The sequence below is a fragment of the Dactylosporangium sp. NPDC005555 genome (assembly GCF_040605635.1).
Taxonomy (GTDB): domain Bacteria; phylum Actinomycetota; class Actinomycetes; order Mycobacteriales; family Micromonosporaceae; genus Dactylosporangium.
Genome location: NZ_JBEXDG010000031.1, coordinates 1 through 20,079, shown reverse-complemented (window position 1 = coordinate 20,079; position 20,079 = coordinate 1). Strand labels below are relative to the sequence as shown.

19 protein-coding genes are annotated in these 20,079 nt (G+C 72.5%); 9 read left to right on the top strand and 10 right to left on the bottom strand.

Translation table 11 applies throughout. The annotated features are described in order from the left end of the window. Positions 1-43: 43 nt before the first annotated feature. Complete coding sequence (locus ABZS58_RS30150) at positions 44-3,139, bottom strand: amino acid adenylation domain-containing protein (RefSeq protein ID WP_354786605.1); 3,096 nt, start codon at positions 3,137-3,139, stop codon at positions 44-46. Positions 3,140-3,377: 238 nt separating this feature from the next. Here ABZS58_RS30150 and ABZS58_RS30145 point away from each other — a divergent pair, with 238 nt between their 5' ends. From ABZS58_RS30145 to ABZS58_RS30125, 5 genes are all read left to right on the top strand, one after another. Then, the gene (locus ABZS58_RS30145) at positions 3,378-3,785 is read left to right on the top strand and encodes a hypothetical protein (protein ID WP_354786604.1); all 408 of its coding nucleotides are present in this window, start codon (positions 3,378-3,380) and stop codon (positions 3,783-3,785) included. 132 nt (positions 3,786-3,917) lie between these two features. Further along, positions 3,918-5,051, top strand: a complete 1,134-nt coding sequence (locus tag ABZS58_RS30140) for a SigB/SigF/SigG family RNA polymerase sigma factor (RefSeq protein WP_354786603.1) — start codon at positions 3,918-3,920, stop codon at positions 5,049-5,051. Between the two features lie 49 nt (positions 5,052-5,100). Beyond that, complete coding sequence (locus ABZS58_RS30135; RefSeq protein WP_354786602.1) at positions 5,101-6,057, top strand: ATP-binding protein; 957 nt, start codon at positions 5,101-5,103, stop codon at positions 6,055-6,057. A 3-nt stretch (positions 6,058-6,060) separates the two neighbouring features. Beyond that, the gene (locus ABZS58_RS30130; RefSeq protein WP_354786601.1) at positions 6,061-6,723 is read left to right on the top strand and encodes a chemotaxis protein CheB; all 663 of its coding nucleotides are present in this window, start codon (positions 6,061-6,063) and stop codon (positions 6,721-6,723) included. A 108-nt stretch (positions 6,724-6,831) separates the two neighbouring features. Further along, positions 6,832-8,739: a CheR family methyltransferase gene (locus ABZS58_RS30125; protein ID WP_354786600.1), complete on the top strand. Its 1,908-nt coding sequence runs from the start codon at positions 6,832-6,834 to the stop codon at positions 8,737-8,739. Here ABZS58_RS30125 and ABZS58_RS30120 read toward each other — a convergent pair. Next, complete coding sequence (locus tag ABZS58_RS30120) at positions 8,736-9,470, bottom strand: STAS domain-containing protein (protein ID WP_354786599.1); 735 nt, start codon at positions 9,468-9,470, stop codon at positions 8,736-8,738. The two genes, ABZS58_RS30125 and ABZS58_RS30120, sit on opposite strands and share 4 nt — an antisense overlap. Positions 9,471-9,593: 123 nt before the next feature. On the opposite strand from ABZS58_RS30120, the gene ABZS58_RS30115 reads away from it, so the two are divergent. Further along, positions 9,594-10,394, top strand: coding sequence for an RNA methyltransferase (locus ABZS58_RS30115; RefSeq protein ID WP_354786598.1), 801 nt, complete (start codon positions 9,594-9,596; stop codon positions 10,392-10,394). On the opposite strand, the gene ABZS58_RS30110 is transcribed toward ABZS58_RS30115, so the two are convergent. Together ABZS58_RS30110 and ABZS58_RS30105 are read right to left on the bottom strand one after the other, a co-directional pair. Beyond that, positions 10,391-11,467 (bottom strand): SPFH domain-containing protein, encoded by a 1,077-nt coding sequence (locus tag ABZS58_RS30110; RefSeq protein WP_354786692.1) that lies wholly within the window; start codon positions 11,465-11,467, stop codon positions 10,391-10,393. The two genes, ABZS58_RS30115 and ABZS58_RS30110, sit on opposite strands and share 4 nt — an antisense overlap. Positions 11,468-11,544: 77 nt before the next feature. Then, the gene (locus ABZS58_RS30105) at positions 11,545-11,973 is read right to left on the bottom strand and encodes an NfeD family protein (RefSeq protein WP_354786691.1); all 429 of its coding nucleotides are present in this window, start codon (positions 11,971-11,973) and stop codon (positions 11,545-11,547) included. A 151-nt stretch (positions 11,974-12,124) separates the two neighbouring features. On the opposite strand from ABZS58_RS30105, the gene ABZS58_RS30100 reads away from it, so the two are divergent. After that, positions 12,125-13,468 carry a serine hydrolase domain-containing protein gene (locus ABZS58_RS30100; protein ID WP_354786597.1) on the top strand — a complete coding sequence of 448 codons (1,344 nt, stop codon included), beginning with the start codon at positions 12,125-12,127 and terminating at the stop codon, positions 13,466-13,468. Here the strand turns inward: ABZS58_RS30100 and ABZS58_RS30095 are convergent. Then, positions 13,465-14,271, bottom strand: a complete 807-nt coding sequence (locus tag ABZS58_RS30095; RefSeq protein ID WP_354786596.1) for a DUF3097 domain-containing protein — start codon at positions 14,269-14,271, stop codon at positions 13,465-13,467. The genes ABZS58_RS30100 and ABZS58_RS30095 overlap by 4 nt on opposite strands. A gap of 75 nt (positions 14,272-14,346) precedes the next feature. Between ABZS58_RS30095 and ABZS58_RS30090 the strand changes: the two genes are divergently transcribed. Then, complete coding sequence (locus tag ABZS58_RS30090; protein ID WP_354786595.1) at positions 14,347-15,132, top strand: hypothetical protein; 786 nt, start codon at positions 14,347-14,349, stop codon at positions 15,130-15,132. 72 nt (positions 15,133-15,204) lie between these two features. Here ABZS58_RS30090 and ABZS58_RS30085 read toward each other — a convergent pair whose 3' ends face one another. Further along, on the bottom strand, positions 15,205-15,720 hold the full coding sequence (locus ABZS58_RS30085; protein ID WP_354786594.1) for a MarR family transcriptional regulator: 516 nt from the start codon (positions 15,718-15,720) through the stop codon (positions 15,205-15,207). Positions 15,721-15,770: 50 nt separating this feature from the next. On the opposite strand from ABZS58_RS30085, the gene ABZS58_RS30080 reads away from it, so the two are divergent. Continuing rightward, positions 15,771-16,229 (top strand): SRPBCC family protein, encoded by a 459-nt coding sequence (locus ABZS58_RS30080; protein ID WP_354786593.1) that lies wholly within the window; start codon positions 15,771-15,773, stop codon positions 16,227-16,229. Here the strand turns inward: ABZS58_RS30080 and ABZS58_RS30075 are convergent. The 4 genes from ABZS58_RS30075 to ABZS58_RS30060 are packed head-to-tail and all read right to left on the bottom strand — an operon-like array spanning position 16,213 to position 19,545. Continuing rightward, entirely contained in the window at positions 16,213-16,992 is a 780-nt protein-coding gene (locus ABZS58_RS30075; protein ID WP_033363003.1) for an HAD-IIA family hydrolase, read from the bottom strand. The genes ABZS58_RS30080 and ABZS58_RS30075 overlap by 17 nt on opposite strands. Positions 16,993-17,023: 31 nt before the next feature. Continuing rightward, positions 17,024-18,031, bottom strand: a complete 1,008-nt coding sequence (locus ABZS58_RS30070) for a ferrochelatase (RefSeq protein WP_354786592.1) — start codon at positions 18,029-18,031, stop codon at positions 17,024-17,026. 22 nt (positions 18,032-18,053) lie between these two features. Continuing rightward, complete coding sequence (gene fabI / locus ABZS58_RS30065) at positions 18,054-18,824, bottom strand: enoyl-ACP reductase FabI (protein ID WP_354786591.1); 771 nt, start codon at positions 18,822-18,824, stop codon at positions 18,054-18,056. Between the two features lie 16 nt (positions 18,825-18,840). Further along, positions 18,841-19,545 carry a beta-ketoacyl-ACP reductase gene (locus tag ABZS58_RS30060; protein ID WP_354786590.1) on the bottom strand — a complete coding sequence of 235 codons (705 nt, stop codon included), beginning with the start codon at positions 19,543-19,545 and terminating at the stop codon, positions 18,841-18,843. Positions 19,546-20,079: the final 534 nt, after the last annotated feature.

Here is a 20,079-nt window from a genome sequence, read left to right as displayed (position 1 = left end):
CTGCGCTGATGACGCCCGGCTCCGGCGCTTCGCTTCGGCCCGGTCATTGGTCCCCCGTGAGCATGTGGTGTGCCGTTTCCTCGTCCATCGCCTCGATCTCGGCGATGAGCAGCGCCTCGACGGCCGCGGCGAACCCTTCGACCGTGCGGTGGGTGAACAGGGTGCGGATCGGCACCGTCAGGTCGACGGCGGCCCTGATGCGGGCCACCATGCGGGTGGCGAGCAGCGAGTGGCCGCCGAGCTCGAAGAAGTCGTCGTGCGCGCCGACCTTCTCCACGCCGAGGACCTCGGCCCAGACGCCGGCGACGAGGTCCTCGGCGTCGGTGCGGGGCGCGACGTAGCCGGCCGCGGAGCGGACCTCGGGGTCGGGCAGGGCGGACCGGTCGAGCTTGCCGTTGACGGTGAGCGGCAGCGCTTCGATCGCCACGATCGCCGTCGGGACGAGGTGCGCCGGCAGCGACCCGGCGAGGGCCTGCTTGAGCACCGACGGCTCAAGGGTCCGCGGCACCACGTAGCCGATGAGCGCGTCGGTGCGGGCGACGACGGCGGCCTGGCCCACGCCGGGAAGCGCGAGGAGCGCGGCGGTGACCTCGCCGGGCTCGATCCGGTAGCCGCGGACCTTCACCTGCTCGTCGAGGCGGCCGAGGAACTCCAGCTGCCCGTCGGGGCGCCATCGGACGAGGTCGCCGCTGCGGTACCGCCGCGCGCCGGCGGGACCGCCGGGGTCGGGTTCGAACGCCTCCGCGGTGCGGCCGGGGCGGCCCAGGTAGCCGTGGGCGACGCCGGCGCCGCCGATGCGCAGCTCCCCCGGGACGCCGGGCGGCACCGGGCGGCCGTGCCGGTCGGTGACGGCGACCGTGGTGCTCCACAGTGGACGCCCGATCGGCGGCCGCTCGCCGGAGCCGTCGCCGGTGAGGTCGGCGACGGTGGCGATGATGGTGGTCTCGGTCGGGCCGTAGGAGTTGACCAGGCGGACCCGGTCGCCGAAGACCGCCGTCCACTGCGCGACCGCGGCCGCCTCGACCTGGTCGGCGCCGAGGACGACCAGGCGCAGCCCGGCGGGCCAGCGGACCCCGCCGAGATCGTCGACGAGGCGGTGCCAGTAGGGCGTCGGCAGGTCCAGGACGGTGACGGCGGCGCCGGCCGGGGTGGCGAGGAACCCGGGCAGGTCGGCGTCGGCGAAGACGACCGTGCCGCCCGCGGTCAGCGCCGGCCACAGCTCCTCGGCGTGCGTGTCGAAGCTCAGCGCCGCGAACTGGGCGACGGTGTCGGCGGCGGTGATCCCGTAGCCGTCCCGCATCCAGGCGGCGCGGGCGGCCAGGGCGCGGTGCGGCACCAGCACACCCTTCGGCGTGCCGGTGGAGCCGGACGTGTAGATGACGTACGCGGCGTCCTCGGCGTCCGGGGTCACCGGGGTCGCGTCGCCGGTCGCGGTCACCGGCACCGTGCGGACGCCGTCGAAGGTGTGCCCGCCGTCGGTGACGACGACGCCGGCGCCGCTGTCGGCGACCATGAACGCGAGCCGGGGCGCCGGGTACGCCGGGTCGAGCGGTAGGTAGGCGGCGCCGGCCCGCCACGCGGCGAGCATGGCGACGACGGCCTCCGGGCCGCGGGGCAGGCACACGCCGACGATCCGCGGCGCGTCCGCCAGCAGGGCGCCGGCGAGCCGGCCGGACCGCTCCCAGAGCTCGCCGTAGGTCAGGTCGTCGAGGGCGGGCCGGTCGGGGTGCGCCACCACCCGCGCCGCCAGCTCGTCGAAGACGCTCCCGGCGGCGTCGAGGGTGCCGGCGGCCGGGCCGGCGGTCGTGTTCCACGCGGCGAGCAGGGCGACGTCCGCGTCCGTGAGGACCGGCAGGTCGCGCAGCGGCGTGTCGGGGGCGGCGAGCGCGGCCCGCAGCAGCACCTCGAAGCGCTCGGCGAGCGCCTCGACCGTCCCGGGGCGGAACAGGTCGCTGCGGTAGCCGAAGACGCAGACGAGGTCGTCGCCGGAGCGCCAGACGTCGAGCATGACGTCGACCTTGGTCCGGCTGTGCCCGCCGTCGACCTCGACCGCGGTCAGCGGGCCGAACGCGTGCGGCACGCCGTGCCGGTCGCCGTCCTGGCTGTGCACGGTGAGCAGGGTCTGGAAGAGCGGGTTGCGCGACAGGTCCCGCTCGACGTGCAGCTCGTCGAGGAGCCGCTCGAACGGCAGGTCCTGGTGGGAGAAGGCGCCGAGCGCGGTGCGGCGGGTGGCCTTCAGCAGCTCCCGGAACGTGCCGCCGCTCAGGTCGGCGCGCAGCACGAGGGTGTTGGAGAAGTAGCCGACGAGCGGCTCCAGGTCGGGGTCGTCGCGGCCGGCGACGGGCACGCCGACGCTGATGTCGTCCTGGCCCGTGTGCCGTTGCAGCAGCAGCTGGTACGCGGCGAGGAGGACCATGAACTGGCTGACCCGCTGCTCGCGGGCGACACCGTCGACGGCCGCGGCGAGGGCGATCCGGCGGGTGTGGAAGGCGCCGTCGGAGGTCTTCGAGGCGGGACGGCGCAGGTCCGGCTGCAGCTCCAGGGGTGCGGCACCGGTGAGCTGGTCCCGCCAGAACGTGGTGTCCTCGCGTTTCCCATGACCGCCGTCGCCGTCTTCCTCGGCACGCACGTGACGTCGGTCCGCGCCGGCGTTGCGTTGCGCCTGCGCGTAGGCGGCGTACGTGGTCGGCAGCGGCGGCTCGTCGAAGGTGCCGGCGTAGCGGCGGGCCAGCTCGTCGCGCAGCACGTTGAGTGACCAGCCGTCGGCGACGATGTGGTGCACGACGAGGCTCAGGACGTGTTCGTCGCCGACCGTGACCAGGGTGGCGCGCAGCAGCGGGCCCTCGGCGAGGTCGAACGGGGCGTTGCTGCGCCCGGCGAGCAGCGCGCCGAGACCTTCCTCGGTGCTGGTCACCTCGTCCAGGACCGGGGCCGGGCCGGCGGTCGCGTGCGGGCGGCCGTCGACGGCCGGGAACCTGGTGCGCAGCGTCTCGTGCCGCTCCGCGAGGCCGGCGAGGGCGGCGCGCAGCCTGCCCGCGTCGAGGTCGCCGGTGAGCCGCAGGACCAGTGGGATGTTCCAGGAGGCGTCACCGGGGTCGAGCTGGTCCAGGAACCAGAGCCGTTCCTGCCCAAAAGACAAAGCTCCCGACACGAGTTCCCCCTCTCGTCGGCGTGACCATCGGTAAGGTACGAGTCGATACGTAAACTGTCAACAATCCTTACGATTAACGCGGTGATCGACGGCGATGGCGTCGCGATCCCTGGCGGCCCCCCGGCGGTACGATGGATTCCGGTTCGGACATGAGCCGCGGGCGCGTCGGTGCCCACTCTCGTGCAAGGGCCGGTGCCAAGGCCCGCGAGCTGCGAGGATGCTCCTCATGTCCGCGGATCGACCCGACTCCCCGACCGGCGCACGCAGCGACACCGGTGCCGTCACGATGGCCGCCACCCGAGCCGCCGCCCTACGGGTCGAAGCGCGAGCCGACGCCCCACGAGCCGACGCCCCGGGGGCTGATCCGGGGGACGACACACTGGCGGGAGCCCGACTGCGGATGACGGCGGCGGCGCGGCGGGAGACCGTGCGGGCCCGCGAGTCGAGCCGGACGGCGGCGCTGCAGTCGCGGCAGGCGCAGGAGACGCTGCTGCGGCGGCAGCAGCACGTCGCAGCGGCCCAGACCCGGCTCCAGACGCTGCTGGAGCAGTCGGTGCGGCGACTCGCTCACGCCCGGCGGGCCAGGGCCTTCGCCGACCGTACCCGGCTGCCCGAGGGCGCCGCGGGGGACTGACGACCACCGATTTGGCATCAACCTCGTCACGAACGGCCGGAAGGGCCCACCACGGCCGGCGGGAACGGGAGGAAACTGGGAGTGAGCGGCGCGGCGGGGACCGCCCATCAGGCCGCCACAGGGAGTAGTCAGATGGACCTGACGATCACCTTGTCCTCCCGGCAGGACGAGGACCTCATGGAGGTCAGCGGCGCGCTCGACCATGCCACCGTGCGCCACCTGCGGGAAGTGCTGTTCGGGCTGCTCGACGCCGGGCGGTGCCGGATCACCGTCGAGATGTCCGGGCTGCGGATCCTCGACGCGGCGTCGATCAGGGTCCTGCTGTGGCTGCGCGACCGGGCCGGGCAGGCCGGCGGCGACCTGCGCCTGTGGGGCGCGACCGGCACCGTCCTCACCGCGCTGGAGATCACGGGCGTCGCGAAGCAGTTCCACGCCTACGACCAGGTCAGCTGGCCGCAGTCGCAGCGCGACCGGCAGGTCGTCGACCTCGGCAGCATGCGCGTCGGTCACGACCAGTGGCCCGCCCAGGTCGACGACCTGCTCGACCGGCTGCACACGATGCGCGCCGGTGGGCCGGGCCGGGACCGGGTCCGCGACACGATCATCGAGCTGTGCCTGCCGGCCGCGCACCGCCTGGCCCGCCGCTACGCCGGGCGCGGGGAGATCAAGGAGGAGCTCACCCAGGTCGCGTCGCTGGCGCTGGTCAAGGCCGTCGACGGCTTCGACGTCACCCGCGGCGTCGAGTTCGGCGCGTACGCGACGCCGACCATCCTCGGCGAGCTGCGGCGGTACTTCCGCGACCAGAGCGCCGGCATCCGGATGCCCCGCCGGCTCCAGGAGCTGCGGCTCGCCGCCGGGCACGCCCACGAACTGCTCACCCAGCGCCTGGGCCGGTCGCCGACGACCGCCGACGTCGCGGGGCACCTCGACGTCGGCGAGGACGAGATCGTGGAGATGCTCAGCGCCTCGTCCGCGCACCGGCCGCTGTCGCTGAACGCCCCGGGGCCCGGCTCCGATCATGACAACGCGACGCTCATGGATGTCGTCGGCGGTGACGACCCGGCGTTCGGCCTGGTGGAGTACCGCCGGTCGATCGAGGTGATCATGGCCGGGGTGTCGGAGCGTGCGCAGCGGATCATCAGCCTGCGCTTCTACGGCAACCTGACCCAGGCGGAGATCGCCCGCGAGGTCGGGCTGTCGCAGATGCACGTCGCCCGGCTGCTGCAACAGACACTGAGCCTCCTCCGCCGTAGGCTGACGGAATGAGCCACGGTCATCGGGCGGGTGCCACCACGACGCGCTGCCCGGCCGGGCCGTGCTGACCTGGACCGCGCAGCCCGCGACCGCCGCGGTGGTGCTGCGCCTCACCGGCCTGCTGGACCTGGCCGGGGTGGCGCAGGTGCGCACCGCACTGCACAAGACCCTCGCCGACCAGCCTGCGGCGATCGTCGTGGACCTCGACGCGCTCACCGTCGAGGACGACGTGCTGCTGACGGTCTTCGCCGCCTTCGCCCGCACGGCCGTGACCTGGCCGGGGTGCGCGGTGCTGCTGGCCGCGCCGGACACGGGGCTGCGCGCGGCGCTGCACCGCGTCTCGATCAGCCGGCTGCTGCCCGTCTACCCGGACTCGCCGGCGGCGGTGCTCGCCGCCGCGTCCCTGCCCGCCCCGCACCGCTTCGCCCTGTCGCTGCCGCCGGGCTCGGAGGCGGTCACCGCCGCCCGCCGGACGGTGCGCGACGCCTGCGCCACCTGGGAGCTGCCGCACGTCGTCGACGACGCCGAGCTCGTGGCCAGCGAGCTGGTCGGCAACGCGGTCCGCTACGGCGGCGCACCTGTCGCGCTCGCCCTGGTCCAGGGGCGGTACTTCCTCTACCTGTCGGTGCGCGACGGCAACCCCTACCCGCCGGCGCGGAGGTTCCCCAGCCAGGAGCCCGGCGCGGAGATCAGCATCGGCGGCCGCGGGCTGCTGCTCGTCGAGGCCCTCGCCGCCGGCTGGGGCAGCAGGTCCGCCGCCCCCGGCAAGGTCGTCTGGGCCACGCTGCGCCTCCGCAGGCCTCTGCTCCGGCGCCGCCCCGGCCGTCCCGATCAGGCCACCACCGGCCACGGCCAGGCTGCCCCCGACGGCCACCGCCCAGCCGACGACGGACACCGACGGTCCACCACCGCCGGCCAGGCGACCGCCGACGGTCACGCCCCCGGCGACCACATCAGGGGCGCCCCTGACGGCGCTCACGGTCAGGCGGTCGGCGGGGCTGCGGGCGTACCGTTGTGAGGCATGGGCACGCCCGCACAGGGTGAGGTGACCGCACCGAGGGCCGTCGTCGTGATCGGCGCGTCCGCCGGCGGCGTCGAGGCGCTGCGGACCCTGGTCGCGGCGTTTCCCGCGGGCTTTCCGGCCGCCGTCTGCGTGACCCTGCACATCCCGCGGACGGGCATCAGCGTCCTGCCGCAGATCCTGTCCAGAGCGGGCGCGCTCCCCGCGACCCACCCGCACGACGGCACCCCGCTGCGAGCCGGTCACGTCCACGTGGCGCCCGTCGACCTGCACCTGCTGCTCCAGGACGGTCTGGTCCGCCTGTCGCCGGGGGCGCTGGAGCACGGGCTCCGCCCGGCGATCGACCCGCTCTTCCGCTCGGCGGCCCTGCAGTGGGGTCCGCGGGCCGCCGGGGTGGTGCTGTCCGGCAGCGGCCACGACGGCACCGCCGGGCTGGCGGCGATCACCGCTCTGGGCGGCGGGGCGTTCGCGCAGGACCCGGCGGAGGCGCTGTTCCCCAGCATGCCGCGCGGCGCCGCGCAGCGGATCCCCGGCTGCCTGGTCCTGCCGGTGGCGGAGCTCGGCCCGGCCCTGGTCGCCTTCGTCACGGCCGCCGCGACCCACCGACCCGGCGCCGCACCGGAGGCGGACAACCCCGTGGCCGGACCATCGCCGGCGGCGTGACGCACATGCGGTGCGACCGCTGCGGCAGCGGTCCGTGGCGGTACCGTTCCTGAGGGCCTGGGACCCTCACAGGCCGTGCAGCGGGGTGCCGGACCGGAAGGGGCGACGATGACCGAGCCGAACTACGCGTTCGAGGCGCTGCTGACCTACCTGAAGGAAGCGCGCGGCTTCGACTTCACCGGCTACAAGCGCTCCAGCCTGATGCGCCGGGTCGACCGGCGGATCTCCCAGCTCGGCATGCACGGCTACAGCGAATACCTCGATCAGCTCCAGGTGCACCCCGACGAGTTCACGACGCTGTTCAACACGATCCTGATCAACGTCACCAGCTTCTTCCGCGACGCCGAGCCGTGGGAGTACCTGCGCACCGAGCTGATCCCGCAGCTGCTGGCGGACTCGAAGCCGGAGGCGCCGCTGCGGATCTGGAGCGCCGGCTGCGCGTCCGGCGAGGAGGCGTACACCCTCGCCATACTGCTCTGCGAGGTGCTCGGCCCCGACGAGTTCCGGCGCCGGGTCAAGATCTACGCGACCGACGTCGACGAGGAGGGCCTCGCCCAGGCACGGCAGGCCGTGTACACCGAACGCGACGTGCAGTCGCTGCCGGACGGGATGCTGGAGCGCTACTTCGACATCTCCGGCAACCGGTACACCTTCCGCAAGGACCTGCGCCGGTCGGTGATCTTCGGCCGGAACGACCTGGTCCAGGACGCCCCCATCTCCCGCATCGACATGCTCGTGTGCCGCAACACCCTGATGTACTTCAACGCCGAGACGCAGGCGCGGATCCTCGCCAGGTTCCACTTCGCGCTGGCGCCGTCCGGGCTGCTGTTCCTGGGCAAGGCCGAGATGCTGCTCAGCCACGGCAGCCTGTTCGCGCCGGTCGACCTGAAGCGGCGGGTGTTCCGCCGGGCGGCCCGGCCGACGTTCCTCGGCGACCCGGTCCTCGCCGTGCCGACGCCAGCGCTCGACGTCTCCCGGCTCAGCGGCCTGGACCGGCTGCGGCACGAGGCGTTCGTCGCCGGCCCCGTCGCGCAGATCGTGATCACCGACTCCGGGCTGGTCGCGTTCGTCAACCATCAGGCGGAGAAGCTGTTCGGGCTGTCGTCCACGGACTGCGGGCGGCCGTTCCGCGACCTGGACCTGTCCTACCGGCCGGTCGAGCTGCGCGGGCACATCGAGAAGGCGAAGAGCGAGCGGCGGGTGGTCCGGGTCGCCGACGTGCAGTACACCAGCGCGCAAGGTGAGAAGGTGCACCTCGACGTGCAGATCCACCCGCTCACCGAGTCGACGGGCGAGCTGCTCGGCGCGGCGATCGTCTTCCAGGACGTCACCACCGCGCGGCGGCTGCAGGAGGAGCTGGAGCACAGTAACCATCAGCTGGAGGCGGCGTACGAGGAGCTGCAGTCGACCAACGAGGAGCTGGAGACCACCAACGAGGAGCTGCAGTCCACGGTCGAGGAGCTGGAGACCACCAACGAGGAGCTCCAGTCCACGAACGAGGAGCTGGAGACGATGAACGAGGAGCTCCAGTCGACCAACGACGAGCTCCAGGCGATCAACGAGGAACTGCAGGACCGCACCGGCGAGGTGCACGAGTCGAACGTCTTCCTCCAGGCGATCCTCAGCAGCCTGCGCTCCGGGGTGGTCGTGCTGGACCCGGAGCTGCGGGTCGTGGTGTGGAACCGGCGGATGGACGACCTGTGGGGCCTCCGGTCGGAGGAGGCGATCGGCCAGCACTTCCTCAACCTCGACATCGGCCTGCCCACCGACCAGCTCCGGCCGCTGATCCGCTCGGTCCTCGGCCCCGGCCCGGCCCAGGACAACGTCACGCTCAGCGCGATCAACCGGCGCGGGCGCCCGACATCGCTGCGCATCGCCGCGAACCTGCTCGTCGACGGCCACGACGCCCCCGCCGGCGCAATCCTCGTCATGGACCCGGCGTCCCCGAACGGCGACGAGCCGGCCCAGCCCGAGACCCAGCCCGACGCCCAGCCCGAGGCCGACGGACGGAACTAGGGTCGCAGCGTCGCCCAGACGATCTTGCCGGCCGGGATGGCGGTGGCACCCCACGCCACCGTCAGCGCCTCGACGATCAGCAGGCCACGGCCGCCGGCGGCGATCGGGCCGGTGGGCCCGGTCAGTCGCGGCACCGCCGGGGATCTGTCCTGGACCGCCAGGTGCAGATACCGGTCGCGGGCCGACACCCACGCGGTGACCGGCGCGGCGCCGTGCAGGAACGCGTTGACCGCCAGCTCGGTGACGACCAGCTCGGCGTTGGCGCTCACCGCCTCCCGGCCGTGCCGCGCGCAGAACGCCCGCACGACCGCGCGGGCCTCGGCGAGCCCGCCCGCACCGCCGGCGACATCCCAGCTCACCCGCACAGGACCGGCGCGGCGGGCGGCGAGGGCCTCCGCCTCCGCGAGACCGGCGGTCAGCGGCGCGTGCCGGCCGATCGCGAGGCCGTCCAGCTCCCGGGCGAGTGACGGCCCGGCCGAGTGGTTGATGAGCTGGGCGCCGGGCCAGGCGGCCGCGGCCCGGGACAGCGCCAGGAAGACCGTCAGCGCGACCGGGTCGACGGCGCTGACGCCGCCGAGGTCGACGAGCACCGCGCGGGGCTCCGCGGCGAGGGCCTTGAGCACGGTCCGGCGCAGCCCCGGCGCGGTGTGCAGGTCCAGGCGGCCGCGCACGGTGACGTACGCCAGCGGCCGCCTGTGCCGCAGGTCGCAGACGAGGAGCTCAGCCGGCACCGGCCAACTGTAGACCTGATCGGGCGGTGAGCGTCGGTGCCGGTGGAGCTGCCCGCGAGTGACGATGCCGTGCCGGGGGTGCGAGTCGTCCTGCGGATCCCGGCACAGGGCAGAATCGACCGGGTGCCGAGCGCGACAACGATCACCGACCAGGACGACGACCGGATCGCCGACTACCGGGCGCTGACCGACGTGGAGCTGCGGACCCGGTGGGAGCCGCCGAACGGGCTGTTCATCGCCGAAGGGGAGCTGGTCATCCGGCGTGCGCTGCGGGCCGGGTACCGGGCGCGGTCCGTCCTGATCGACGCCAAGCGGGTCGGGCAGCTCGACGACCTGCCGCTCGACGGCGTGCCCGTCTACGCCGGGGACCAGACGACGCTCGAGGCGATCACCGGGTTCCACGTGCACCGGGGGGTCCTCGCCAGCTTCCACCGCAAGCCCGACCTGACGGCGGAGGAGGTCCTCGCGAGCGCGCGGCGGGTCGCGGTGCTCGAAGACGTCAACAACCACACGAACGTCGGGGCGATCTTCCGCGGGGCGGCGGCGCTGGGCATGGACGCGGTGCTGTTGTCGCCGTCGTGTGCGGACCCGCTGTACCGGCGCAGTGTGCGGGTCAGTATGGGTGAGGTGTTCGCGATCCCGTACGCCAGGATCGAACCGTGGCCGGGTGGGCTTGCCGCGATCCGTGAAGCCGGGCTCACGCTCCTGGCGCTGACGCCCGCGCCGGATGCGGTGCCGATCCAGACGCTGACCGCGGCCCAGCGGGAACGCACCGCGCTGCTGCTCGGCGCGGAGGGCCCCGGCCTGTCGGCCAAGGCCCTCGACGCCAGCGATGTGCGGGTCGTCATTCCCATGCGCAACGGCGTCGACTCGCTCAACGTCGCCGCCGCCGCGGCGGTCGCGTTCTGGGAGCTCTGCCGCTAGCGCTCCAGTTCGCGGGAAGCGTCACGGGACGCCTCGTGGGAAGGGTCGTGGGAAGGGTCGTGGGCGGTGACGGCGTCGAGGTCGGCGATGAGCTCGCCGACGGTCGCCTTCGGGTGGCCGGAGACCTGGGCGGAGGCTGCGGCGGCCTCGGCGTTGGCGGCGGCGGCCGCGTCCTCAGCGGAGCGGCGGGCCTCGATGACCTCGGCGGACTCGTCGTGGTTCGCGTTGGCTTCGACGAGGGTGGCGCGGGCGGCATCGGACATCTGGGACATGCCGCCCAGAGCGCCGCCGATGCCCTCCAGGGCCTTGGTCAGCTCGACGGGCAGGATCCACAGCTTGTTGGACTGGCCGGCGGCGATCTGGGGCAGGGACTGCAGGTACTGGTACGCCATGACCTTCGAGTCAGGGTTCGCGGCGTGGATCGAGTCGACGACGGTGCGGATGGCCTTCGCCTGGCCTTCGGCGGTGAGGATGCGGGACTGGCGGTCGCCCTCGGCGCGCAGGACGGCGGCCTGCTTCTCGCCCTCGGCGGTGAGGATCTGGGACTGCTTGAGGCCTTCGGCGTGCAGGATGGCGGCGCGGCGGTCGCGTTCGGCGCGCATCTGCTTCTCCATCGAGTCGCGGATGCTCGGCGGGGGCTCGATGGCCTTCAGCTCGACGCGGGTGACCTTGATGCCCCAGCGGCCGGTGGTCTCGTCCAGGACGCCGGACAGGTGGCGGTTGATCTCGTCGCGGCTGGTGAGGGCCTTCTCCAGGTCGAGGGAGCCGATGACGTTGCGCAGCGTGGTGACGGTGAGCTGCTCTATGCCCTGCAGGTAGCTGAAGATCTCGTAGGTGGCGCGGACCGAGTCGACCACCTTGAAGTACAGGACGGTGTCGATCGACACGACGAGGTTGTCCGAGGTGATGACGGGCTGCGGCGGGAAGCTGACGACCACCTCGCGCTTGTCGACCTTGTTGCGCACCGAGTCGATGAACGGCACCAGGATGTTGAGGCCGGGCGTCAGGGTCCGGCTGTACTTGCCGAGCCTCTCGACGACGTATTCGACCTGCTGCGGCACGACCTTGACCATCTTGACGACCGTGACGATCGCCAGGAGGGCGGCAGCGATGACGATGACCGCCAGGAACACACTCGGATCCACGTGACTCAGTCCTTCCACACCATTGCGGTGGCACCTTTGATCTCGATCACCCGGACCCGCTCCCCGATCGCGAACGTCTGCGTCGCGTCGTAGGGCCGGGCCCGCCACATCTCTCCGTCGATCTTGATCTGTCCGCTGTCGTTGTCGACGGCCTCGATGACCAGCGCCGTGGCGCCTTCGAGGGCCTCGACCCCCATCTGCGTGTCGCGCACGTCGCGGCGCATGTACCGCGTCAGCGTCGGCCGCACGGCGAGGAACGACGCCGCCGAGACGGCCGCGAACACCGCCGCCTGCACCGGCACCCCGGCGCCGAGCGCGGCGGCGCCGGCCGCGGCGAACGCGCCGAGGCTGAACATCAGCAGGACGAACGTGGTCGTGAAGATCTCCGCCGCGACGAGCGCGGCACCGACAACGATCCAGACGATCAGCCACAGGTCCACGCTTCGATCGTGTCACGCCGATGCTCGTGGCGCTCGTCGCTGATCACCCGTCTTGCCGAATCCTTGCCCCTACGCAGTGCGCCCCGGGCCGGCGCACAGTTGGGGTGACAGAGCACCCCCTCAGCGACCCCCTTGGAGATCAGCCGTGCCGCTGCTGCCTGAGACCGTCTCCTGCGTCGACGACCGCGTCGCCCGGGCCCACGCCGGCGGGCGGGTCCCCGCCCTCGTCGCCGGCGTCGTCCGCGACGGTGTCCTGCAGCACGTCGCCGCCGGCGGGCTGGACGGGCCGGTGACCGGACTGCAGTTCCGGATCGGGTCGATCACGAAGACGATGACGGCGGCGCTCGTCCTCGCCCTGCGCGACGAGGGCAGGCTGGCCCTCGACGACCTGCTCTACCGGCACCTGCCCGGGACGCCCGTGGGCGCGGTCACCCTGCGGCAGCTGCTCGGCCACGCGGGCGGGGTGCAGCGCGAGCCGGACGGCGACTGGTGGGAGCGCGCGGCCGGGGTGGACGTCGACACGTTCCTGTCGACGCTGACCGCGGACAAGGTCGCCTACCCGCCGCTGCACGGTTATCACTACTCGAACCTCGCCTACGGTCTCCTGGGCGCGATGGTCGCCCGCCTCGGCGGTGAGGACTGGCAGTCGATGCTCGCGAAGCGGTTCCTCGGCCCGCTGCACCTCGACCATACGACGTACGCCGAGGCCGAGCCGTTCGCGCGTGGTTACGTCGTACACCCGTGGCTGGACGAACTGCGGGAGGAGCCCCGGCACGACGCGGCCGCGATGGCGCCGGCCGGCCAGTTGTGGTCGACGGTGCAGGACATGGCGCGCTGGGCGGCGTTCCTCGCCGAGCCCGACCCCGCGGTGCTGGCGCCCGCGACGGTCGAGGAGATGTGCGCGCCGGTCGTGCTCAGCGATCTGGACGGCTGGTCCGCCGGGCACGGGCTGGGTCTGCAGCTGTGGCGGCGCGGCGAGCGGGTGTTCGTCGGGCACAGCGGCTCGATGCCCGGCTACCTCGCGGTGCTGGCCGTGCACCGGCCGACGCGCACCGGCGTCGTGGCGTTCGCCAACGCGTACACCATGCGCGGCGGCGGGCTGAGCGCGTTCGGGCTCGACCTGCTCGGCGCGGTGCTCGACCGGGAGCCGGTGCGGGTGGCGCCGTGGCGGCCGCGCACCGAGCCGCCCGCGCAGATCGTGCCGCTGACCGGCCGCTGGTGGTGGATGGGGCGCGAGCACGAGGCCGGCTGGGCGGACGGCGAGCTGGTCGTGACGCCGCTGACGGCGCCGCGGGAGCAGTGGCGCTTCGTGCCGGACGGGCCGACACCGGACCTGTGGCGCGGGCTGTCCGGGGACTGCGACGGGGAGCTGCTGCGGGTGGTGCGCGACGGCGCCGGCGCGGTGGTGGCCCTGGACATCGCCACGTTCGTCCTCACCCGCGACCCTTGGCCCGCGGCCCTTGGCCCGCAACTTAGGCCCGCGCCCTAGACGTCCTCGTCGGGCTCGGTGACGAAGTCGATGAGGCGCTCCACCGCGTTGATCAGGGGCGTCTCGACGTCCTTGTAACTGGACACGGAGGCGAGGATGCGGCGCCACATGTCGGCGGGCTCGCTCACACCGAGCCGGGCGCAGACGCCGTCCTTCCAGTTCTCCCCGATCGGGACCGCGGGCCATTCCCGGATGCCGACGGCGGCGGGCTTGACCGCCTGCCAGACGTCGACATACGGGTGCCCGGTGATCAGCACGTACGGTGACCGGATATTTCCGACAATCCGGCTTTCTTTCGAATTGGGGACAAGGTGGTCGACGAGCACCCCGAGCCGGGCGACGGGCCCGGGGCGGAACTCGGCGACGGCGGCGCTCAGCTCGTCGATCCCGTCGAGCGGCTCGACGACGACGCCCTCGACGCGCAGGTCGTGGCCCCAGATCCGCTCGACGAGCGCGGCGTCGTGGATGCCTTCGACCCAGATCCGGCTGCGGCGCGCGACCCGGGCGGCGAGCCCGGCGACGGCGATCGACCCTGAGCTGGTGATGTTCCGCTGCTGCTGGTGTACGACCGGCGCCGGCCGCACCAGGGTGACGGGTTGCCCGTCGAGCAGGAAAGCGGCGGGCTCCAAGGGGAAGTTGCGGCGCTTGCCGTGCCGGTCCTCCAGCACGACCGCGCCGAACTCGAAGCCGACCACGGCGCCGCAGAATCCTGAGTCGGCGTCCTCGACGACCAGGTCCGGTTCAGCGTCCACCGTGGGGACCGCGCGCCGCCGCCGCCAGTCGTTGGTCGCCAGGACGTCCATGGACGGCAAGCGTATCGGCTGACGCCTCCGTCGCCTGCGAGACATACCGGCACGTCAGCACGTACCCTTGCTCCCATGTCCCCCGCAGCACGCGCGGCGACCCTGCAGGCGCGCCGCTCGGCGCGTTTCGTGGCATGGGTCCGGGCGTGGCGCGCCGGCCTCGTGCCGTGCGACGACGCCGCCGCCGAGATCTCCGGCGACGAGGAGCACATGGTCTCCGACGTCCCCGGCACGTGGACCGACGTGTCCCTGACGGACGCGATCGCCGCGCTGTCCAAGCTCCACCCGGACGAGGTCCGCCTGGTGCTTCCGGCGCCCGGCGATCCTCGCGGCCTGCCCGGGCCCGGCCCGTTCAGCGGCGCGGCCCTGCTCGCCGGTGAGGGGGTGGTCGCGGGTGGGCTCGGCTTCGTGCCGGAGGTCCGCCTGCACACGTCCGGCTCGGGGGACGAGTTCGAGACGGTCCGCTGGCAGGTGTTCGTCCTGCCGGTGACCGCCGCCGCCCCGCTCGACGCCCCCTCGACGGCCGAGGCCGAGGCGGAGCTGTCCGCGGAGCTGGCGACCGCGACCCGCACCCTGGCGAAGCTCGACATCGCCCAGTGGCGCCCGGAGCTCGCCGGCGCCATCGAGGCGCTGCGCAAGCCCGACGGCGCGACGGATCTCCCGCCGGGCTACGACCCGCGGGCCCGCCGCCTCTACGCGCGGGCCTCGATCCTCGACCGCGTCCTGGCCCTGGCCGAGCACGCGGCTCCCGGCGGCGCCGTCAACGGCTACGAGGTCCAGCAGCGCGACGCCGCCCTGCGCCCGCTCACCACGGCCTGCCGCCGCGCCCTGGTCGCCGCCTGCAACGCGCCGCTGATCTAGCAGCTGTCGGCCTCACCCCTGCCGGGCTCACCGCGGCCGGCCTCACCCCTGCCGACCTCACCCTTGCCGGGCTCACCGCGGCCGGGTTCCCTCGAAGCGGGTGAGGAGCTTCCGGGCGACGGCGTCCAGGTGGTGCCGCTCGTCCGGGGTGAGGTCCGCCAGGAGCGCCGACTCGTTGGCGACGTGGACGGTCGTGACCTCGTCGACCAGGGCGACACCCCGGTCGGTGAGGGCGATCAGCATGCTGCGCCGGTCCTCCCGGTTGGCGCGGCGCTCGACCAGCCCGGCCGTCTCCAGGCGATCGAGGCGGTTCGTCATCCCGGCGCGGGACAGCATCAGCACGTCCGACAGGGCCGACGGGGTCAGGACGTGGGGCGCGCCGGAGCGGCGGAGCGCGGCGAGCACGTCGTATTCGCCGCGCTGCAGGCCGAAGCGGGTGAACGTCTCGTCGACGGCCCGTCCCAGGTGCGCGAAGAGCCGGCCCAGGCGGCCGAACGTCGCCATCGCGTCGAGGTCGAGCTCGGGGCGCTCACGGCGCCACTGCGCGATGATCCGGTCCACATCGTCGGGGTCGCCGGGCGTCGCCATGCCGACATTCTATGGATCTCCGAATAGTTCGACGCCGTATTATCAGACGCATGACTACTTTGGTGTTGTCCGCCGAGACCGTGATCGACCGGCCCGCGCACGACGTCTGGGACGTGCTCGCCGACTACGAGCTCGACCACCTGTGGCGGCACGGGGTCACGTCGATGGTGCCGGCGCCGCTCGGGCCGGTCCGCACCGGCACGACCACCGACGAGCACATGCGGGTGGCCGGCGGCCGGTACCACAACCTCGGCGTGGTCACGGCGGTCGAGCCGGGGCTGCGCTTCACCTGGCGCACCACCACCGGCGCGGACGCCGACGGCTCCCGCACGGTCACCCCGACGGCCGCAACCGCGTGCCTGGTGCGCCTGGAGCTCAACGTCCGCCTGCACGGCGCCCAGCGCCTCGCCGCGCCCCTGTTCCGCGCGACGCTGCGCCGCAACCTCAGTGGGGACGCGGAGCGCCTCCGCGCCCTCACCGAAGGACCGCCGGTCAGACCTCGTCGATGAGGTGGGCCACCGACGGGATGATGCGGGACGGGCGGTAGGGGTAGCGCTCCACGTCCGTGACCGTCGAGATGCCGCTCAGGACCAGGATCGTCTCCAGGCCCGCCTCGAGGCCGCACAGGACGTCGGTGTCCATCCGGTCGCCGATCATCGCGGTCGTCTCCGAGTGCGCGTCGATGCTGTTGAGCGCGGAGCGCATCATCATCGGATTCGGTTTGCCGATGAAGTACGGCTCGATGCCCGTCGCCTTCGAGATGAGGGCGGCCACGGCACCGCAGGCGGGCAGGGCGCCCTCGTTGGAGGGGCCGGTGGCGTCGGGGTTGGTGCAGATGAAGCGGGCACCGTCGTTGATGAGGCGGATCGCCTGTGTTATCGCCTCGAAGCTGTAGGTGCGGGTCTCCCCCAGCACCACGTAGTCGGGCTCGGTGTCGGTGAGGATGTAGCCGACCTCGTGCATCGCGGTGGTCAGGCCGGCCTCGCCGATGACGTAGGCGGTGCCGCCGGGGCGCTGCGTGTCCAGGAACTGGGCGGTCGCCAGGGCCGAGGTCCAGATCGCCGACTCGGGCACGTCGAAGCCGATGCGCCGCAGGCGGGCCTGCAGGTCACGGGCGGTGTAGATGGAGTTGTTGGTCAGGATCAGAAACGGCTTGCCGGACGAGCGCAGCCGGTTGACGAACTCCGGTGCGCCGGGCACGGGCTCGCCCTCGTGCACGAGGACCCCGTCCATGTCGGTGAGCCAGGACTCGATGGGCTTGCGTTCTCTCACGCGTACATGCTCCCTCAGAAACGTTTCGGTCCTATACGCGTTTTGGTGACACGCAGCAGTCGTCCGAGCAGAAATCCCAGGTCGGGACGGTTCCAAGGGCGTGACGAACGTTACTGTGAGCAAGCACGCGCTCGTCGACGAGCTGTCCGATCATCGTCACGAAGCGGGGGTCGGTGCCCGGCGTGGCGGCGCGGGCGAAGGCCAGGCCGAGCTTCGCCGCGGTGTCGCGGGCCTCGTTGTCGAGGTCCCAGATCACTTCCAGGTGGTCGGAGATGAACCCGATCGGGCTGACGACGACCTCCCGTACACCTGCCGCGGCGAGGTCGGCGAGATGGTCGTTGACGTCGGGCTCGAGCCACGGCACCTGCGGCGGGCCGGACCTGCTCTGCCAGACCAGGTCCCACGCCAGCTCGGGGGCGGCCGCGGCGGCGACCAGGCCGGCCGTCTCCAGCAGCTGCGCACGGTACCGCCCGACGCCGCCGGGGCCGGACGCGTCGTTCATCGCCGCCGGGATCGAGTGGGCGGTGAAGACGAGCCGCGCGGCCAGGCGCGACGGCAGTGTTTCCAGCGCAGCCCGCACCGCAGAGGCGTGCGACTCGATGTAGAGCGGGTGGTCGTGGAAGTGGCGGATCTTGTCGATGACCGGGGCGCCGGGGCCGACGGCCTCCCGGGCCCGCGCGATGTCGTCCTGATACTGCCGGCAGGACGAGTTGGAGCCGAACGGGCTGGTCACGAAGGCGAGCGCGTGCCGCACGCCGTCGTCGCGCATCCGCCGGACGGTGTCCTCGAGGAACGGGTGCCAGTTCCGGTTGCCCCAGTACAGCGGCAGGTCGATCTCGTCCTGCAGGGCCGCCAGCAGGGCCCGGTTCTGCGCGTTGATCGGCGACACACCGCCGAAGTGCCGGTAGTGCCCGGCGACGGCTTCGAGGCGCTCACGCGGGACGCCGCGCCCCCGTGTCACGTTCTCCAGGAAGGGCAGGACGTCCTCCTGCCCTTCCGGACCGCCGAACGAGACGAGCAGGAACGCGTCATAATCCACGCGTCCCATTGTTACAACACGGTCAGGACGATCCGACCGCGTGGTACCCGCCGTCGACGTGCACGATCTCGCCGGTCGTGGCGGGGAACCAGTCCGACAGCAGCGCGCAGCACGCCTTCGCGGCCGCGACCTGGTCGTTGAGGTCCCAGCCCAGCGGGGCCGTCTTCGCCCATGAGTCCTCGAACACGGCGAAACCCGGGATGGACTTGGCCGCCATGGTGCGCAGCGGGCCGGCCGCCACCAGGTTCACCCGGATGCCGCGGGGGCCGAGATCCCTTGCCAGGTACCGCGAAGCGGACTCCAGGCCCGCCTTGGCCACGCCCATCCAGTCGTACACCGGCCAGGCCTTCGTCGCGTCGAAGTCGAGACCGACGATCGAGCCGCCCTGACCCATCAGCGGCAGGCAGGCCACCGCGAGGGACTTGTAGGAGAACGTCGACACGTGCAGGGCGGTCGCGACGTCCTCCCACGGCGCGTCGAGGAACCCGCCGCCCAGGCAGCTGGCCGGGGCGAACCCGATCGAGTGCAGGACGCCGTCGAGGCCGTCGACGTGCTCGCGCACCTTGTCGGCGAGGCCGGCCAGGTGCTCGGGGTTGGTCACGTCGAGCTCGATGACCGGCGCCTCCTTCGGCAGCCGCTTCGCGATCCGCTCGACGAGCGACAGCCGGCCGAACCCGGTCAGCACGACGGTCGCGCCCTGCTCCTGGGCGAGCTTGGCGACGGAGAAGGCGATCGACTGGTCTGTGATGATCCCGGTGATCAGCAGCCGCTTGCCTTCGAGCAGTCCGCTCATGGTTCTCCTCTGGTGATTAATGGCCCATGCCCAGGCCGCCGTCGACGGGGATGACGGCGCCGCTGATGTATCCCGCCGCGTCGCTCGCGAGCCAGGTCACCGCGCCGGCGACCTCCTCGGGCTTCGCCATCCGGCCGAGCGGGATGGCCTTCTTGTACTCGGCCTGGGTCGCCTCGGGCAGCACGGCGGTCATGTCCGTCTCGATGAACCCGGGCGCCACCACGTTGGCGGTGATGTTGCGGCTGCCCAGCTCGCGGGTGATCGACCGGGCCATGCCGACCAGGCCGGCCTTGCTCGCCGCGTAGTTGACCTGGCCGGGTCCGCCGTACAGGCCGACGACCGAGGAGATGAAGATGATCCTGCCCCACCTGGCGCGCAGCATCTTGCTGGACGCGCGCTTCGCGCAGCGGAACGAGCCGGTCAGGTTCGTGTCCACCACGCGGGTGAACTGGTCCTCGCTCATCCGCAGCAGCAGTGTGTCGTCGGTGATGCCGGCGTTGGCGACGAGCACCTCGACGGGGCCGAGCTCGGCCTCCACGGTCGTGAACGCGGCGTCGACGGCCGCGCTGTCGGTGATGTCACACTGCACGCCGAACAGCCCGTCGGGGGCGCCGGAGCCCCGGTGGGTCACCGCGACCTTGTCGCCCTGCGCGGCGAAGGCCTGCGCGATTGCCAGCCCGATGCCACGGTTACCGCCGGTGACCAGCACGGTCCTCGCCACGTTGCCGCCCTTCTGCGATTCCTGCGATTAGCTGTACGGAGATTAGGTGTTACTGACGGGTACCCGCCAACTCGCCGGTCGGCTGATGTGGGCCATGTGGCGTGGCGGTAACATGGCGGGCGTCTGCACGTGCAAATGCTGACCGCCCGGTGCGGCTGCTGCTCCCTGGAGGTGATCGCTGTGCGAAGTAGCGATCCTTCCAGTCGTGACAGGGTGTAGTCCTTTCCCCGGTCACGGCTCCGCGTGTCTGTTCTCCGTTCCGTCGAGACACACCGTTTGGGAGCACGTCATGAGCCGCTTCATCGCGCCCATTGGATTCTTCCTGGCCGCCGCCTGGGTAGCCGCCCTTTTCTACCTCGTCGGGGCGCACTAACCCGCCGGCCGCCGTCGTGGCTGAGCTCAAACCTCATGATCCGGAAGACATTGTGTCGTCATAGCACAATGCCGGTGAGTTAAGGATTTGCGTCGAGGGTTGTCGATGCCGCGTGGCGGCTTGCGCAGCAACGAAGCTCCCGTTACACATGCTGTCGACCA

Coding starts and splice junctions, on each gene's coding strand:
- ABZS58_RS30145 (WP_354786604.1), top strand. CDS start 3,378: ATGTCCGCGGATCGACCCGACTCCCCGACCGGCGCACGCAGCGACACC.
- ABZS58_RS30140 (WP_354786603.1), top strand. CDS start 3,918: ATGGACCTGACGATCACCTTGTCCTCCCGGCAGGACGAGGACCTCATG.
- ABZS58_RS30130 (WP_354786601.1), top strand. CDS start 6,061: ATGGGCACGCCCGCACAGGGTGAGGTGACCGCACCGAGGGCCGTCGTC.
- ABZS58_RS30125 (WP_354786600.1), top strand. CDS start 6,832: ATGACCGAGCCGAACTACGCGTTCGAGGCGCTGCTGACCTACCTGAAG.
- ABZS58_RS30110 (WP_354786692.1), bottom strand. CDS start 11,467: ATGGTCAAGGTCGTGCCGCAGCAGGTCGAATACGTCGTCGAGAGGCTC.
- ABZS58_RS30095 (WP_354786596.1), bottom strand. CDS start 14,271: ATGGACGTCCTGGCGACCAACGACTGGCGGCGGCGGCGCGCGGTCCCC.
- ABZS58_RS30090 (WP_354786595.1), top strand. CDS start 14,347: ATGTCCCCCGCAGCACGCGCGGCGACCCTGCAGGCGCGCCGCTCGGCG.
- ABZS58_RS30085 (WP_354786594.1), bottom strand. CDS start 15,720: ATGGCGACGCCCGGCGACCCCGACGATGTGGACCGGATCATCGCGCAG.
- ABZS58_RS30080 (WP_354786593.1), top strand. CDS start 15,771: ATGACTACTTTGGTGTTGTCCGCCGAGACCGTGATCGACCGGCCCGCG.
- fabI (WP_354786591.1), bottom strand. CDS start 18,824: ATGAGCGGACTGCTCGAAGGCAAGCGGCTGCTGATCACCGGGATCATC.